Source organism: Micromonospora sagamiensis (assembly GCF_014680085.1).
Classification (GTDB): domain Bacteria; phylum Actinomycetota; class Actinomycetes; order Mycobacteriales; family Micromonosporaceae; genus Micromonospora; species Micromonospora inyonensis.
Map to the genome: position 1 here is coordinate 6514384 of NZ_AP023438.1, position 15666 is coordinate 6530049.

Annotated in this window: 12 protein-coding genes; 5 read left to right on the top strand and 7 right to left on the bottom strand. The window is 75.0% G+C overall.

The window, feature by feature from the left end; all coding sequences use genetic code 11:
- Nucleotides 1–24: 24 nt before the first annotated feature.
- The 3 genes from IGA62_RS27970 to IGA62_RS27980 all read right to left on the bottom strand — a co-directional run bounded on the left by IGA62_RS27970 (nt 25) and on the right by IGA62_RS27980 (nt 3328).
- Nucleotides 25–1014 carry an alpha-ketoacid dehydrogenase subunit beta gene (locus tag IGA62_RS27970; RefSeq protein ID WP_145817840.1) on the bottom strand — a complete coding sequence of 330 codons (990 nt, stop codon included), beginning with the start codon at nt 1012–1014 and terminating at the stop codon, nt 25–27.
- Complete coding sequence (locus tag IGA62_RS27975; RefSeq protein WP_145817838.1) at nt 1011–1958, bottom strand: thiamine pyrophosphate-dependent dehydrogenase E1 component subunit alpha; 948 nt, start codon at nt 1956–1958, stop codon at nt 1011–1013. The genes IGA62_RS27970 and IGA62_RS27975 overlap by 4 nt, the downstream gene beginning before the upstream one ends.
- A gap of 146 nt (nt 1959–2104) precedes the next feature.
- A complete protein-coding gene (locus IGA62_RS27980; RefSeq protein WP_145821960.1) occupies nt 2105–3328 on the bottom strand; it encodes a D-alanyl-D-alanine carboxypeptidase family protein in 1224 nt (407 codons plus the stop codon).
- Nucleotides 3329–3546: 218 nt separating this feature from the next.
- Between IGA62_RS27980 and kynU the strand changes: the two genes are divergently transcribed.
- The 5 genes from kynU to IGA62_RS28005 all read left to right on the top strand — a co-directional run bounded on the left by kynU (nt 3547) and on the right by IGA62_RS28005 (nt 11519).
- Nucleotides 3547–4809 carry a kynureninase gene (gene kynU, locus IGA62_RS27985; RefSeq protein WP_145817836.1) on the top strand — a complete coding sequence of 421 codons (1263 nt, stop codon included), beginning with the start codon at nt 3547–3549 and terminating at the stop codon, nt 4807–4809.
- A gap of 217 nt (nt 4810–5026) precedes the next feature.
- On the top strand, nt 5027–7690 hold the full coding sequence (lanKC, locus tag IGA62_RS27990; RefSeq protein WP_145817835.1) for a class III lanthionine synthetase LanKC: 2664 nt from the start codon (nt 5027–5029) through the stop codon (nt 7688–7690).
- Nucleotides 7687–7800 (top strand): SapB/AmfS family lanthipeptide, encoded by a 114-nt coding sequence (locus IGA62_RS27995; protein WP_145817832.1) that lies wholly within the window; start codon nt 7687–7689, stop codon nt 7798–7800. The genes lanKC and IGA62_RS27995 overlap by 4 nt, the downstream gene beginning before the upstream one ends.
- Nucleotides 7801–7869: 69 nt before the next feature.
- Nucleotides 7870–9594 (top strand): ABC transporter ATP-binding protein, encoded by a 1725-nt coding sequence (locus IGA62_RS28000; protein ID WP_145817830.1) that lies wholly within the window; start codon nt 7870–7872, stop codon nt 9592–9594.
- Entirely contained in the window at nt 9591–11519 is a 1929-nt protein-coding gene (locus IGA62_RS28005) for an ATP-binding cassette domain-containing protein (protein WP_232624800.1), read from the top strand. Before IGA62_RS28000 ends, IGA62_RS28005 begins: the two co-directional genes overlap by 4 nt.
- A gap of 155 nt (nt 11520–11674) precedes the next feature.
- Here IGA62_RS28005 and IGA62_RS28010 read toward each other — a convergent pair whose 3' ends face one another.
- From IGA62_RS28010 to IGA62_RS28025, 4 genes are all read right to left on the bottom strand, one after another.
- A complete protein-coding gene (locus tag IGA62_RS28010; protein WP_145817828.1) occupies nt 11675–12256 on the bottom strand; it encodes a response regulator transcription factor in 582 nt (193 codons plus the stop codon).
- Nucleotides 12257–12596: 340 nt separating this feature from the next.
- The gene (locus IGA62_RS30400) at nt 12597–13211 is read right to left on the bottom strand and encodes a response regulator transcription factor (RefSeq protein WP_232624801.1); all 615 of its coding nucleotides are present in this window, start codon (nt 13209–13211) and stop codon (nt 12597–12599) included.
- 196 nt (nt 13212–13407) lie between these two features.
- A complete protein-coding gene (locus tag IGA62_RS30405) occupies nt 13408–14601 on the bottom strand; it encodes a hypothetical protein (protein ID WP_145817826.1) in 1194 nt (397 codons plus the stop codon).
- A 303-nt stretch (nt 14602–14904) separates the two neighbouring features.
- Entirely contained in the window at nt 14905–15639 is a 735-nt protein-coding gene (locus IGA62_RS28025; protein WP_145817823.1) for a Clp protease N-terminal domain-containing protein, read from the bottom strand.
- Nucleotides 15640–15666: the final 27 nt, after the last annotated feature.

Here is a 15666-nt window from a genome sequence, read left to right on the forward strand (position 1 = left end):
GGGCCGCCATTCGATCGACGCCGGTCAGTGCTGCCCGGCGGACGTCCCCCCGGTGGCCACGTACCGCCGCCGGGTGAGGGCGAGGGCTGCCCCGATCACGTCGTCGACCGTGGGCAGCAGCGGTGCCAGCAGCACCGGGCTCGCGGGAGCGGGCACCGGCGCGCCGGTGACGACGGCCAGCCGGTCCGGGTCGACCGCCCCCACCTGGACCAGGTGCAGGCCGAGGTCACACAGGAGGGAGGAGGCGCGTGGTTCCTCGTCCACCAGCACCACCGGACCCGCGCCGGCCACCAGCCCGGCGGTGCCGTCCCGGTCCAGCGGCGCGGCGGTACGCAGGTCGACCACCTGGCAGCGCAGCCCGTGGTCGGCGAGCCGACGGGCGGCACGGAGGCAGAGCGCGACCGTGTTGCCGATACCCACCAGGGTCAGGTCGCGTCCGGCCAGGGCCCGGCCGGCCACCCCGAACGGCAGGGGCGCCGGCGTGGCCTCCGGCTCGGGCAGGTCCGCCCAGTCCGGCGTGTACAGCCGGGGTGACTCGAGCACCACCACCGGGTCGGGGTGGCGCAGCGCGGTGCTGAGCAGTCCGGCCGCCGTGTTGGGCGAACTCGGGACGGCGACGACCAGACCGGGGATCTGACTGAGCATCGAGTGGGCGGTGTGCTCGTGCTGGGCACCGAGGTGCTCGTCGCCCCGGGTCAGCCCCCGGATCACCAGCGGCACGGAGAACTGCCCGTCGGACATGTACCGCCACTTGGTGGCCTGGTTGACCAGGGGGTCGAAGGCGGTGAAGAGGAACGCGACCCGGGCGATGCTGACCAGCACGCGCCGCCCGACCAGCGCCATGCCCACGGCCATGCCCACCATCGCGTTCTCCGCGATCGGCAACCGGACCATCCGGTCGCCCCCGAAGAGCTCGATCAGGTCGGGCTGCTGGTAGGTGCAGAACATGTGCAGGTCGGGCTGGTCGGTCAGCGCCGCGCGGACGGCCGCGCCCACCGGGTGCCGCCGGGTCACCGGGGCACCGCCACGGTGGTGACGTTCCCGGCTGCCGTGACCGGGTCCGGCGGCGGGGCCGCCCGGGCGACGGCGAAGACCTCGTCGATCTCCCGTACCGTCTCGGCGTGCCGCGCGGCCCGCCAGGCGTCGGTGAGGCCGGCGCTGGCGGCGGCGATGTCGAGCGGGTCGCGGGCCAGCCAGTAGGCGACCTCGTCGGCGGGCCGGTACTCGGCGGGCCGGGCACCGCCCACCTGCGCGTGGTAGTGGCGCAGGTAGGTGCGGGCCACCAGCACCTGGGGACGGCGGTCACGCCGGCACCGGGCCAGCAGCTCACCGGCGGCCCGGTGGACCGCCTCGACGTCGTTGCCGTCGACCTCGAGGTGGTCGATGCCCAGCCCGGCCACCAGTTCCGTCGGGGTACGGTGCCGGACCAAGTCGCTGCGGGTCTGGTCCTGCCAGCCGTTGTCCTCACAGACCAGCACCAGGGGCAGGCCGATGGTGGCGGCGATGGTGAGCGTCTCGAAGCTGACCCCGGTGCCGAGCGCGCCGTCACCGCAGAAGACGACCGTGGCCCGACCGGAGGCGGTGGCCTTCTCCGCCATCGCCACGCCCGCGGCGATGGAGAGCTGACTGCCGACGATCGAGCTGGCGCCGAGGAAGTGCCGGGTCCGGTCGGCCAGGTGCATCGAGCCGCCCTTGCCTCCGCAGAGCCCGCCGGAGCGGCCGAGGATCTCCCGGACGATCCCGTCCACCGGGAGGCCGGCGGCCACCGCGTGCCCGTGGCAGCGGTAGAAGCTGACCACCCACTCGTCCGGGTGGCGGGCCGAGAGTACGCCGACCGCGACCGCCTCCTGGCCGGTGTACGGGTGCACGAAACCCGCGATCTCGTCCCGGTTGGCGGACTCGATGATCCGCTCCTCGAGGACCCGGATCCGCAGCATCGTCCGGTACGCCGTCGTCACCTGCACAACCGTTTCCGCCTTCGCCGGACCGTCGGGTTTCCCCGGGTGGTGGAGCCTGTTCGGCGTGGATCTGCAATCCTGCCACGACAGTGACACATGTCAATAGAAGATCCGCCGGCGGCAAGCGCGGGTCACCCACAGGGGCGTTACGGACGCCGCGTCGTCCGGCCGCCCCGACGGCGGCGCAGCAGCACGACGGCGAGGGCCGCTCCGAGCACCACCACGCCGGCACCCGCCATGCCCCACCACCGGGTGCCGGTCCGGGAAGCCGGGGCGGGAGCGGCCACGACGGCCGGGGCGGCCGCCGGGACACCGGTCGGCGGCGTACCGGGCACCGGTTCGCCCGGGTCGACCAGCCGGCCCACCGTGGCGTCCCGGGGCAGCGAGAACCCCCAGTCGAGCAACGCGGCCCCCTGCTCCCAGCCGCGCCGGGGCCGGGGTTCGGCCCCCAGCAGCGTCACGACCAGCCGCCGCCCGTCGCGTTCGGCCGCGCCGACGTAGGTGTGCCGGGCCAGGTCGGTGAAGCCGGTCTTGCCGCCGAGCGCACCGGGATACCGACCCACGAGCGGGTTCTCGTTCTGGATCTGGAAGCCCCGCGCCAGGCGTCCCTGGGCCGGGACCTGAGCCGCTCCGGTGAGCGCGTACCGCCGGAACGTCGGGTCGGCGAAGCAGACCCGGGCGATCAGCGCCAGGTCGTACGCGCTGGTGAACTGGCCCGGGCCGTCCAGGCCGGACGGCGTCACCGCGTGGGTCTGGTACGCCCCGAGCTGGCGGGCCCGCTCGTTCATCGCCTGCACCCCGCCGGCCGCTCCCTGCGCGCCGCCGCCGAGCCGGGCGAGCACGTTGGCGGCGTCGTTGCCGGACTGGAGCAGCAACCCCAGCCAGAGCAGCTCCACCGGGTACCGGCCGCCCTCGACCAGCCCGACGGCGGAGCTACCCGGCTCGATGTCGAGGTCGGCGCGGGTCACCGTGACCACCTGGCGCGGGTCGAGGGTGGGCAGCAGCGTCGCCGCGAGCAGCAGCTTCTGCACGCTGGCCGGGGTGCCCGGCTCGTGCGGGCCGCATCCGCCCAGGACCGCCCCGGTGTCCAGGTCCGCGACCAGCCAGGAGGTGGCGGTCAACGCCGGTGGTGGTGGCGACCCGGGTGGCACGACCAGCCCGGGGGTGGCCAGTGCCGGCCCGCCCACCGCCCGCTCGCCCGGCCCGACCGGCGGCGGCGACGGCCGGGGCGGACGGGACACCGCCGGGGCCGGCTGCCGCGGGCAGGGCGGCCCGACCGGCGACGACACCGGGGCGGGAACCCCGGCGGCGCTCGGCACGGAGGTGGCCGGCGTGGGAACCGGCCCGGCCACGGCCGACACGGGGCCCACCGCGGCCCCGGCGAGGACGACGGCCCCGGCGACGGTCGCCGCGCCCCGCAGCACGCATCCGGTCACGGAGCACCACGTTACCGGGACGCCGGTGGCCCACGGGCGGGTACTCACCGGCCGCCCCACGAACCGCCACCCGGGGCGGGTGGCCTGGACGGAGGGGCTGGTCGATCGGCTATGTTGGCCCCGCTCGTGGGCGTGGACGAAAGGAGCGGACGATGCGCGGGGACCTTTCCCGTCAGGCGGCGGAGGAACGGGACGCGGCCGACCCCCTCGCCGGGCTGCGCGACCGCTTCGTGATCACCGACCCGGAGCTGATCTACCTCGACGGCAACTCGTTGGGTCGGCTCCCGGCGGCGACGCCGCAGGCGCTGGACCGGCTGGTGCGGCAGGAGTGGGGCACCGACCTGGTGCGTTCCTGGTCGTCCTGGATCGACTGGGGCCGTCGCCTCGGCGACCGGCTCGCCGCGCACGCGCTCGGCGCACGCCCCGGTGAGGTGGTGGTCTCCGACTCGACCTCGGTGAACCTGTACAAGCTGGCCGCCGCCGCCCTGGACGCCAACCCCGGCCGGCGCGTCATCCTGGTCGACGCGGAGGAGTTCCCCACCGACCGCTACCTCCTCCAGGGGCTCGCCGCGCAGCGCGGCCTGACCGTGCGGCCTCTCCCCTCCGACCTGGACGAGGGCCTCAGCGCGGCCGACGTACGGCAGTCCCTGGACGACCAGGTGGCGCTGGTGGTGCTCTCGGCCGTCTCCTACCGCTCGGGCACCCTGCTCGACCTCGCCGCGGTGAACGCGGCGGCCCGCGAGGTCGGGGCGTACGTGCTGTGGGACCTGTCGCACGCGGCCGGGTCGGTGCCGGTGGAGCTGACCGCCTCCGGCGCGGACCTCGCCGTCGGCTGCACCTACAAGTACCTCAACGGCGGGCCGGGCGCGCCGGCCTTCCTCTACGTCCGGCAGGAGTTGCAGGCCCGGCTGCGCCAGCCGATCTGGGGCTGGTTCGGCCAGCGCGACCAGTTCCGGATGGGACCGGAGTACGACCCCGCCCCGGACATCGACCGGTTCCTCGTCGGCACCCCGCCGATCCTGTCGCTGGCCGCCCTCGACCCGGCGCTGGACGTGCTCGCCGAGGCGGGCATCGACCGGCTGCGCGCCAAGGGCGTCGGCCTCGGTGAGCTGATGGTCGACCTCGCCGACGCCTGGCTCACCCCGCTCGGCTTCACGCTCGCCTCGCCGCGCGAGGCGCACCGCCGGGGCAGCCACATCTGCCTGGCCCACCCGGACGCGCTGCGGATCTCCCGGGCGCTGATCAGCGAGGCGAAGGTGGTGGGTGACTTCCGGGTACCGGACCGGTTGCGGCTCGGCCCGGCGCCCCTCTACACCCGCTACGTCGACGTCTGGGACGGTATGGCGCGACTGCGCGACCTGGTGGCGCGCGGCGGGCACGAGCAGCTTCCGCAGGAGACCCCGCGAGTCACCTGACCTGCGGATACACCCCGATCGACCGAGCCGCCCGGCGTCCGCGCCGGGCGGCTCGCGCATGTCCGCACGGCCTCGGGCTGACTTTTGTCATGAGTACCCGTGCGCTGCGCATACACCGTCGTGACTAAGCGCACTGGAGCCGACACCGTCCCGTCCACGAGACTCATTGCATCGCCGGGAACGAGGACCGGCCCGGGACGCGGAGGGAGGCCAGACGGTGGACGAGGGCTACGACAGCTTCTGCGTGACGAACCGGTTGTTCTACGACTCCCTCGGCAACGCCACCGACGGGCACACCTTCGCCGCCGGGCGTCCCGCCCCGGCCGGCTGGACGTCCGAGGCGACCAGCGACTGGATGAACTACGCCCCGGAGGGTGCTTCGCTGCCCCCGCAGGGCTGGAAGATCCACGTCTCGGCCGGCGTCGAGAACGCCGAGCGGGTGCTCGACGCGGTCTGGTCCTACTGCGTGCCGCGCGGTCTGGCGTTCAAGTTCCTCCGCAGCCCACGCATCGTGCTGCTGCGCAACTCCAAGTACGCCCACCGCGGCGGGAGCGGCAAGTTCGTCACCATCTACCCGCGGGACGAGGCGGAGCTGGAGCTCGCCTGCAAGGAGCTGGACGAGTTGCTCGCCGGTGAGTCCGGTCCGTACATCCTCAGCGACCTGCGCTACGGTGCCGGGCCGGTGTACGTCCGCTACGGCAGCTTCACCGCCCGATACTGTGTCACCCCGGACGGGCAGACCGTCCCGGCGATCGCCGACGGCACCGGCACGCTGGTGCCGGACCGGCGTGACCCGGTCTTCCACGTGCCGTCCTGGGTGACCCTGCCCGACTTCCTCGCCCCCCACCTGGCCGCCCGGAACGCGACCAGCACGAACGAGGTGCCGTACCGGATCGAGAAGGTCATCCACTTCTCCAACGGCGGCGGCCTCTACGTGGGGCGGGACACCCGCGACGACACGCAGGTGGTGCTCAAGGAGGCCCGCCCCCTGGCCGGCCTGGACTCCGACGGCGCCGACGCGGTCACCCGGCTGGAGCGGGAGGCGGCGATGCTGCGCCGGCTCGCCGACCTGCCGCAGGTGCCCCGGCTGCACGACGAGTTCACCCTCGGCGAGCACAGGTTCATCGCGCTGGAGTTCATCGAGGGCCGGTCACTGAACAAGGTGCTGGCCAACCGGCACCCGCTGGTGGACGCCGACGCCACCGAGGCGGACCGGGCAGCGTACGCCCGGTGGGCACGGGACGTCTTCGACCAGGTCGAGGCGGCCGTGCGGGCGATCCACGACCGGGGCGTGGTCTACGGCGACCTGCACATGGCCAACATCATGGTGCGGCCGGACGACCGGATCACGCTTGTCGACTTCGAGGTCGCCGTCGCCGATGACGAGAGCCAGCGGCCGGGCCTGCGCAACCAGGGCTTCGCCGCACCCCGCCACGTCCGGGGCAGGGCCGCCGACCGGTACGCCCTGGCCTGTCTCCGCCTGGCGCTGTTCCTCCCGTTGACCCAACTCATCCGGCTCTCCCCGACGAAGGCGGCGCACCTGGCCGACGTCATCGTGGAGCACTTCCCGGTCCCCCGGTCCTTCGTCGACCCGGCGGTCGCCGAGATCACCGCCGCGTTCGACGCGGAAACCGCGGGGACCGACACGACGGGCGGGTCCGGCACGGGTGCCGGCTCCTCAGCGGCCGTCACGCCGGTGCCGGACCTGGCCGCCGACGACTGGCCGGCCCTGCGGGACCGACTCGCCAAGGCGATCCTCGCCAGCGCCACCCCCGAACGCGACGACCGGCTCTTCCCGGGTGACATCGAGCAGTTCCGCTGCGGTGGGCTCAATCTCGCGCACGGCGCGGCCGGAGTGCTGCACACCCTGGCGCAGACCGGGGCGGGCCGCTTCCCGGAACACGAGGAGTGGCTGGTCCGGCGGGCGACGAACCCGCTGTCCGGGACCCGGCTGGGCTTCTACGACGGACTGCACGGGGTGGCGTACGCACTGGAGCGGCTGGGCCGCCGACAGGATGCGCTGGACGTCATCGACATCTGCCTCCGGGAGTCCTGGGACCGGCTGGACCACAGCCTGCGCAGCGGGCTGTCGGGAGTGGCGCTCAACCTGTTCGACCTGGCCGGGCGCACCGGCGAGTCGGCGCTGCGCGACGCCGCGTGGCGGGCCGCCGAGCGGGTGGTCGACCAACTCGCCGACGACCCCGGGCCGGACATCAGCGGCGGCACGCACCCGTACGCCGGGCTGCTGCGCGGCCGGAGCGGACCGGCACTGCTGCTGGTGCGCCTCTCCGAACTGACCGGGGATGCGACGCTGCTGGAGCACGCCGCCACGGCACTGCGCCAGGACCTGCGTCGGTGCGTGGTACGCCCGACCGGCGCGCTGGAGGTCAACGAGGGCTGGCGGACCATGCCCTACCTCGGGCAAGGCGGCGTCGGCGTGGGGCTGGTCCTCGACCAGTACCTCGCCCACCGGCACGACGACGGGTTCGCCCGGGCGAGCGCCGCGGCGTACCGGGCAGCCCGCTCCCCGTTGTACGCGCAGAGCGGCCTCTTCGTGGGCCGGGCCGGGATCGTCGCCTACCTGGCGGCGACCGCCCGGACGCCCGAACAACGGCAGGAACTCGACGCACAGCTACGCCGGCTGGCCTGGCACGTGATGCCGTACGGGGGCGGGGTGGCCTTCCCGGGCGAGAAGCTGCTGCGCCTCTCGATGGACCTCGGCACCGGCACCGCCGGGGTGCTGTTCGCCCTGGGCACGGCGCGGCACGACGAGCCGCTGACGCTGCCCTTCCTCGCGCCGCTGGCCGGCGCTCCCGATCTCCCCCGGGCCAACGGGGCGAGCCTGACGACCGAGACCGTGGAAGGAGGTGACTTGACATGACTCTTCTGGACCTGCAGGGCCTGGAGATGGCCGACCGTACCCACGACACCAGCGGCCTGAGCGTGCTCATGTGCGACGGCAGCTCGCTGTCCGTCACGAGCTGCGACTGATCAGTTCGCCAAGCGCGCCCCGGGCGGGTAGACGTACCCGCCCGGGGCGCGCGCGTGTCGGGAGGACGAATGGGGACGCGATCGGCCGGGGACCGGCTGGTGCGCCGGTCGGTGCGGTACGGCGGGCGGTGGACCGTCACGCTGGCCGCTGTCGCGCTGCTCGGCGCGGCCGCCGGACTCCTCCTCCCCGCAGCTCTCGGCTCAGCTGTCGACGCCGCGCTCGGCGACGGCCCCCGCTGGTGGACACTGGTCGCCTGCGCACTGGTGGCGGTACTGATCGCCACCGACACCCTGGGCGACCTGGCCACCGGGTACGGCGCGGCCCGGGCCACCTCCAGGCTCCGCGACCATCTGCTGCGCCACCTGTTTCGTCTGGACGTCCGGCAGGCCCGCCGACACCCGGTGGGCGACCTGGTCGCCCGGCTGGTCGGTCAGGCGGCCGACGCCGGGCAGGCCGGCAACGCGGTGGTCCTCGGCGTGGTCGCGCTGATCCCCCCGCTGGGCAGCGTGGTCGCGCTGGTCCTCCTGGAACCGTTGCTCGGCGCGACCCTGCTCGCCGGGCTGATCCTGCTGGCCGTACTGCTGCGTGCCTTCGTCACCGACGCCTCCACGGTGACCACCGCCTACCAGCGGGCCCTCGGCACGATCGCCGGCCGGTTGCTGGAGTCGATGGGCGGGGCGCGCACGATCGCCGCTGCCGCCACCGCCGACCGGGAAACCGACCGGATCCTCGAACTCCTGCCCGAGCTGGGCGGACACGGCCGGCGCGGCTGGGAGCTGCTGGCCCGCGCGGGTGCCCGGACCGCCGCCGTGGCGCCACTGCTGAACCTGGCCGTGATCGCCGTCGGCGGGTACGGGCTGACCGCCGGCTGGCTCACCCCCGGGGAACTGGTCGCCGCCGTCCGGTACGCGGCCCTCGGCGCGGGACTCGGCGCGGCGGTGGCCGCCCTCAACCGGCTGGTCCGCGTCCGCGCCGGGGCCCTCCGCCTCGCCGAGCTGACCGACCTGCCGGTCGTCCCGGCCGGCGAGCTGCCCCTGCCGCCCGGGCGGGGTGTGCTGACCCTGCGCGGGGCGACGGTCCACGCCGACGACGGCCGCCCGATCCTGGACCGGGTCGACCTGACCGTGCCGGCCGGCGACACGGTCGCGGTGGTGGGTGTCTCCGGGTCCGGGAAGTCCACGCTCGCGGCGTTGGCCGGCCGGCTGCACGACCCGGACGCCGGTGAGGTGCTGCTGGACGGGGTGCCACTGCACCGGGTTGCCCCGGCGGCGTTGCGTCGCGCGGTCGGGTACGCCTTCGAACGGCCGGTGCTGGTCGGCGCGACCGTGCACGAGGCGGTCGCCCTGGCGCTCCCCGCCGACGTGGCGACCCCGCCGGCCGGCGCCCCGGCCACCACCCCGGTGCTCGCGGCGACCCGCGCCGCGGCGGTGGACGACTGCGTCAGCCGCCTGCCGGAGGGCTTCCGCACCCCGCTGGCCCGGACGCCGCTCTCCGGCGGCGAGGCCCAGCGGTTGGGGCTGGCCCGCGCGTTGACCGCCGAACGGCTGCTCGTCCTCGACGACGCGACGTCCAGCCTGGACACCGCCACCGAGCACCGGATCGCCCGGGCGGTGGCCGGACGGCCCGGTGAGCGTACCCGGCTGGTGGTCACCCACCGCGCGGCGACGGCGGCGGCGGCCGACCTGGTGGCCTGGCTCGACGACGGGCGGCTGCGGGCCCTCGCGCCGCACCGCCAGCTCTGGTCGGATCCTGCCTACCGGGCGGTCTTCGAGGCCGGGGACGGTTCGCGGTGACCGCCTCCCCCGTCGGCGACGACGGCGCGCGACCGACGGACGGGGTGAACCGGCGGCCCGTCGGGGTGCTCCGGGAGACCGGGCGGGCGCTGCGTGCCCGGCGGTGGCAACTCGGCCGGCTCGCCGGCTGGTCGGCCGCCGAGTCGCTGCCGGCGCTGCTCTCCGGTTACCTGGTCGCCGGTGCCGTGGACGAGGGTTTCCTGGCCGGGCGGTTCGGCACCGGCCTGGCCTGGCTCGGCGGGCTGGCGCTGGCCGTACTGGTCGGCGCGGTGGCCACCGGCCAGGTGTACCGGGCGCTCGGCACGGTGGTCGAACCGTTCCGCGACGAGCTGACCGACCGGGTGGTGCGCGGCGCGCTGCGCGCGGCGACCACCGGCGGCACCCGGCCGGAGAGCGCGGCGGTGGCCCGGCTGACCCAGCAGGTGGAGGTGGTCCGGGACTCCTTCGGCGGCCTGCTGATGGTCGTCCGCGGGTTCCTCTTCGCCGCCGTCTCGGCGCTGGTCGGCCTGGTGGCGTTGGCCCCACTGGTCGCCGCCCTGGTCGCCGCGCCGCTGCTGGCCGGGTTGGCGGTCTTCGCCGCCGGGCTGCCGGCGATGGTCGCCCACCAACGCCGGTACGTCCGGGCCGGCGAGGCGCTCGGCGAGGCGGCGGCGACCGCACTGGCCGGCCACCGGGACGTGCTCGCCTGCGGCGCGCAGGACCGGGTCGTGGCCGAGGTCGGTAGCCGGATCACCGCGCAGGCCGACGCCGAGCGGACGGTGGCCCGGATGACCGCGTTGCGCAGCCTCAGTCTCGGCCTGGGCGGCTGGGCGCCACTGGCGGTGCTGATGCTCGCCGCGCCGTGGCTGGTGGCGCGGGGAGTGACCGCCGGGGCGGTGCTCGGTGCGCTGGTCTACATCTCGACCGGGCTGCAACCGGCGCTGCGGGCCCTGGTGCAGGGGGTGGGCGGGGGCGGTCTGCGGTACGTGGTGACGCTGGAGCGGATCCTGCTGACCAGCCCGTCGGACGAATCGGCGGACCGGACCGGTGCGCCGGCCGACGCCGGCCGGTCAGCGGTGGCCCGTGACGCGCCGGCCACCTCCGGCGACGCCGGCCCGACACGCGGCTCCCGCCCGTCACGCGGGATGCCCGACGACGCGGCGCACGGCGATACGGCACACGGTGATGCGGCGCTACGCGTCCGCGGGCTGACCTTCCGGTACGGCCCCCGCGCCCGGCCCGTGCTCGCGGACTTCTCGCTGACCCTCGCTCCCGGCGAGCACCTCGCGGTGGTCGGGCCGAGCGGGGCGGGCAAGTCCACCCTCGCGGCCCTGGCCTCCGGGCTGGTGCGGCCGGAGTCCGGCTCGGTGGAGATCGCCGGTACGCCGGTCGGCGAGCTCCCCGCGGAACAGCTGGCCCGGCTGCGGGTGCTGGTGCCGCAGGAGGCGTACGTCTTCAGCGGCTCCCTGGCGGACAACCTGCGCTACCTGCGTCCGGACGCCGACGACGCGGCCCTGACCGCAGCGCTGGACGCGCTGGGTGCCCGGCCGCTGGCCGACCGGTTGGGCGGGCTGGCCGCGCCGGTGGCACCGACGACGCTCTCCGCCGGGGAGCGGCAGGTGATCGCGGCGGTCCGGGCCTGGCTGGCACCCGCCCCGCTGGCCATCCTGGACGAGGCGACCTGCCACCTGGACCCGCCCGCCGAGGCGCTGGTCGAGGAGGCCTTCGGCCGACGGCCCGGTGCCCTGATCGTGGTCGCCCACCGGATCACGTCCGCGCTACGGGCCGACCGGGTGCTGGTCCTGGACGGCGAGCGGCCGATGCTCGGCGAGCACCGGGACCTGCTCGGCCGGTCCGCCACCTACCGGGAGCTGGTCGGGTACTGGGACGACGTTCCGGCGTCCCCTCCGGCGGCCGGCTCTCCGGCGCGGAGCGGATCGGCCTGACGCCCGACCAGCTCCTTCCCCGACGGCTCGCGGCACCTCCTCCGGCGAGGTACGGGACAGCGGTCGACGGCGAGGTACGGGACAGCGGTCGACGGGCGGGTTGATCGTCGGCTGCGTACCGGCCGGATCCGTGCCGATCCGGCCGGCGCGGAGCGTCAGATCCAGCCGGCGTCGCGTGCGAGGCGGACCGCCTCCACCCGGGTGCGGGCACCCGCCTTCCGGGTGATCCGGCCAAGGTGGTTGCGCACCGTGCCCGGTGAGAGTCCCAGCGAGCCGGCCACCTCCGCGACCGTCGCTCCCGCCGCCGTGAGTTCCAGGATCTCGGTCTCCCGGCCGGTCAGCGGGCTGGTGGCGGTCAGCGCGGCGAGCACCAGCTCCGCGTCGACCACCGTCTCTCCCCGGGCGAGCCGACGGACGCCGTCGACCACCCGGTGAGGTGAGACATCGTTGGCGAGCACGCCGACGGTGCGCCCGCCGGCGAGCACGTGGTGCAGTCCCCGGACCCGGCGCCGGTCGGCCAGCACCAGCATCGGGCACGGTCCGACGGGACCGGCCCCGTCGTCGATCAGGTCGAGGTCGACCACCGCCACGTCGGGCAGCTTCGTCCAGAGCATCGGCTGGACCTCGTCGCCGCGATCCACCTCGGCCACCACGCTGATGTCCTGCTCAGCGGCGAGCACCAGAGCCAACGCGCCGCGGATCAGCGTGCCGTCGAGGGCAAGCAGGGTACGGATCACGAATTTCCTCCCGAATTGGACACCAACCGGAAAGCAGAGAGGTTGACGTTTCCTTACACCGATGTAACGTCCGGCCGGCATGACGAATCCACGCCGACGGATGTTTAGCATCGATGAATTCCCCCGGACGGATCACCGTCACTCCCGAATGGACAATACCGAATCGGTCGTTCGGCCGGTACCGCTGATCAGTCGGATGAGTTCCGCGATGACCGATGCGGCCGGAAAGTCGCTTGCACGGGACTGACGGACATCCGTCGGTGGACGGAGCACCGGCCGGCGACCGGCCGGAGCCTGGAGTCGACCGGCACCGACCGGCCGACCCCACCGACGGCAGGGTCTACAGCCACCCGTCGCGCTGGGCGCGGCGGATCGCCTCCATCCGGTTACGGGACCCGGTCTTGCGCAGGATCGCCGACAGGTGGTTGCGCACCGTCCCGTGCGCCAGGAAGAGGCGACGGGCGATCTCCTTGAGCGGCAGCCCCTCGGCGGCGGCGCGCAGCACGTCCAGCTCCCGGGGCGTGAACGGGCTCTTCGGCGGGCTCAACACGGCGACCGCCGCCGTGGGGTCGATGACCCGTTCCCCGGCGGCCAGCGACCGGACCATCCGAACCAGTTCCTCCAACGGGCCGTCCTTGCCAATGAACCCGCGCGCCCCGGCCGACACCGCCGCCTCGAGGACCGCAGGGCTCCACCGGTAGCTCATCGCCAGTACAGCCGCCTTGGGCACGTGCACGCCGATCTCCTCGATGGTTCGGACCGGGCCACACGACTGGGGGGACTCCGGCACCACATCCAGCACGACGACGTCCGGCTGGGTGCGACGCACCACCGCGGACACCTCACGGACGTCCGCGACCGCCGCGGCGATCTCCATGTCCTCCTCGTGGGACAGCACGGCGCAGAGCGCACCGCGCAACAGTCCCATCTCCTCCACCACGACTACACGAATCACTACGTACTCTCCGATCTCGGGTACGCGTCGCGACGGCCACCCGGCCGGCTCCCGGTACGGGAGGGCGGGGCCGGTACGCACGCGGAAGGGGTACGGCCCTCGGGCTCCGCCATGTCCGGGACGGACGGGCGTGCCCGCGTGACCCGTCGTCGCCCGGACGGCTCGTGGAGCCGGGGCGGACGGCGGGAGGGCGTACTCAGCCGGGGCGGGCGGCCACCGCGGGAGAGCGACCCCGGGCGGGTGCCGGCGGAACCTCCGCACGGGCGTGACGGTCGGAGCGGTCCAGGCCGGACGTCTCCGGCGACAGGGCCGCACCGCTGCGGGGGCCAGTGTCCCCGGTGGCCCGGTCCTCGCCGGGTGCCACCGGCGCCTCCGGGGCCTCACCGGGGGCTGGCCCGGAATGAACGGTCGACGCGGCCGGCGCGGCCGACCGGCAGACGGGGACGACCGGCGGCGCCACGGGCCCTCCGGCTCCCCCGCCTCCGGCCAGGCCCGGCGGCAGCGGAACTCCATTGTGGACCCAGGGGGGATCGACCTGCGGATCCGTGACCGGCGGTTGTTCCGCCCGGTCCACGGGGACGGGCGTCGGCACCGGCACGGCCGGGGTCGCCGAATCCGGCGGGAGCAGCGGGCCGATCACGCCACCGGGCAGGTCGAGGATCGGCGGGAGCACCCCGCCGACCAGGTCGGTGAGCAGGTCGAGGATCGGCCGCAGCGCACCGTCCACCACGCCGACCAGCCGGGGTGGCAGCGGGATCCGACCGGGTGGCGACGCGGGGTCCGGCGCGGGACGCACGGCGGGAATCTCCACCGGGCCGTCGGGACCGGCGTCGGGCCGGGGCGGCACGACGGGGACGGACGGCCGGGGCAGTGTGGTAACCGGGGCGGGCGCGACCCCGCCCGGGGTGCCCGGCGGGGCGGGCACGACCCCGCCCGGGGTGCCCGGCGGGGCGGCCACCGGAGGCCGCAGCGGCCCGTCGGCCGGTACGACCGGCGAGTCCGGCACCGGCGGAGCGGGGCGCGACGGCAGGACCCGCTCGACGACCCGGGGCACGAGGGGCTCCGTTCGGGGCCGCGTCGCGCCCTCCCGGTCCAGCGGCCGGAGCGACGGCGTCTCGCCGGTGGACGGCGCCTGCGGACCCGGCCGGTCCGGAGCCACGGGCAGCCGGCTCCGGCCGGTGACGGCGGAGCGAGCCGCCGGCAGCGGAACGTGGGCCGGCGCGGCAGCGGGCTCGCGTAACGGGGCCGACGTCGTGAGGCGTCCGGGGTGGCCCAGGTGGGCGATCAGGTCGGCGGTGCGTCCGGTGTCACCGCCACCGGCACGCGTCTCGGCGCGGGCCGGGGTGTCGAAGAGTGCCACGGCGAGCAGGGCGGCGCCGACCCCGGCCACGGCGAGAACAACCGCGCGAGCCAGGCGGGTCCACCCCGCCGACCCGGGCAGGGCGGAACGCCCCGGGGTCGGGGCCGAGGGGGAGACGATCGCGGCACGGCGCAACAGGGGACGGCCCTTTCGGCGGGTACGTCCGCACATCGTAACGGCGTGTTCGGGCACTCGCACACAGCGATGTGCCACGTGACGGAAAGTCGACCACCGCCTCCCGCACGCTGCCGCTTACCGGTAATGGAGCGTTCGCGGTGCGACCCGGCGCGGACGTCCCGGTCCCCCGGTCGGGGACGCCCGCGCCGGGTCGGCTCAGTCGGTGGACCTGGCCCGCACGATGGCCTCGATGACCGCCGCGACGGTGGCCTCCACCGCCGCCTTGTCGATCCCGAGGCGGGTGAGCACGCCGCTGCCGGCCTCCTGTTCGAGGAGGGCGAGCAGGATGTGCTCGGTGCCGATGTAGTTGTGCCCCAGCCGCAGCGCCTCCCGGAAGGTCAACTCCAGGGCCTTCTTGCCCTCGGCGTTGTAGGGGATCAGGTCCGGCACGTCCGGCACCGCCGCCGGCAGCGTCGCGGTCACCGCCTCCCGGAGCGCCTCCGGGGTGACCCCCTGCGCGGTGATCGCCTTGGCCGCCACCGCCTCCGGCTCGGCGAGCAGCCCGAGGACCAGGTGTTCCGGGCCGATCTGCGGGTTGCCGGCGGCACGGGCCTCGTTCTGCGAGGCCATCACGACGTTGCGGGCACGCGGGGTGAATCGGCTGAAGCCCTCGCTCGGGTCCATCGGCGCGTCTCCTCCCTTCGACACGAAGCGCTTCTGGGCGGCCTGCTTGCTGACACCCATACTCCGGCCGATGTCGGTCCAGGAGGCACCCGAGCGCCGGGCCTGGTCGACGAAGTGGCCGATCAGGTGGTCGGCGACCTCGCCGAGGTGGTCGGCGGCGACCACCGCGCTGGCAAGCTGGTCGAGGGTGTCGCTGTGCACGAGCTTGATCGCCTCGATCAGGTCGTCGAGGCGTACCGGGTTGTTCATCTGGACGGGATTCGTCATGCGTCAACCATAGGTTGACGCACAGCA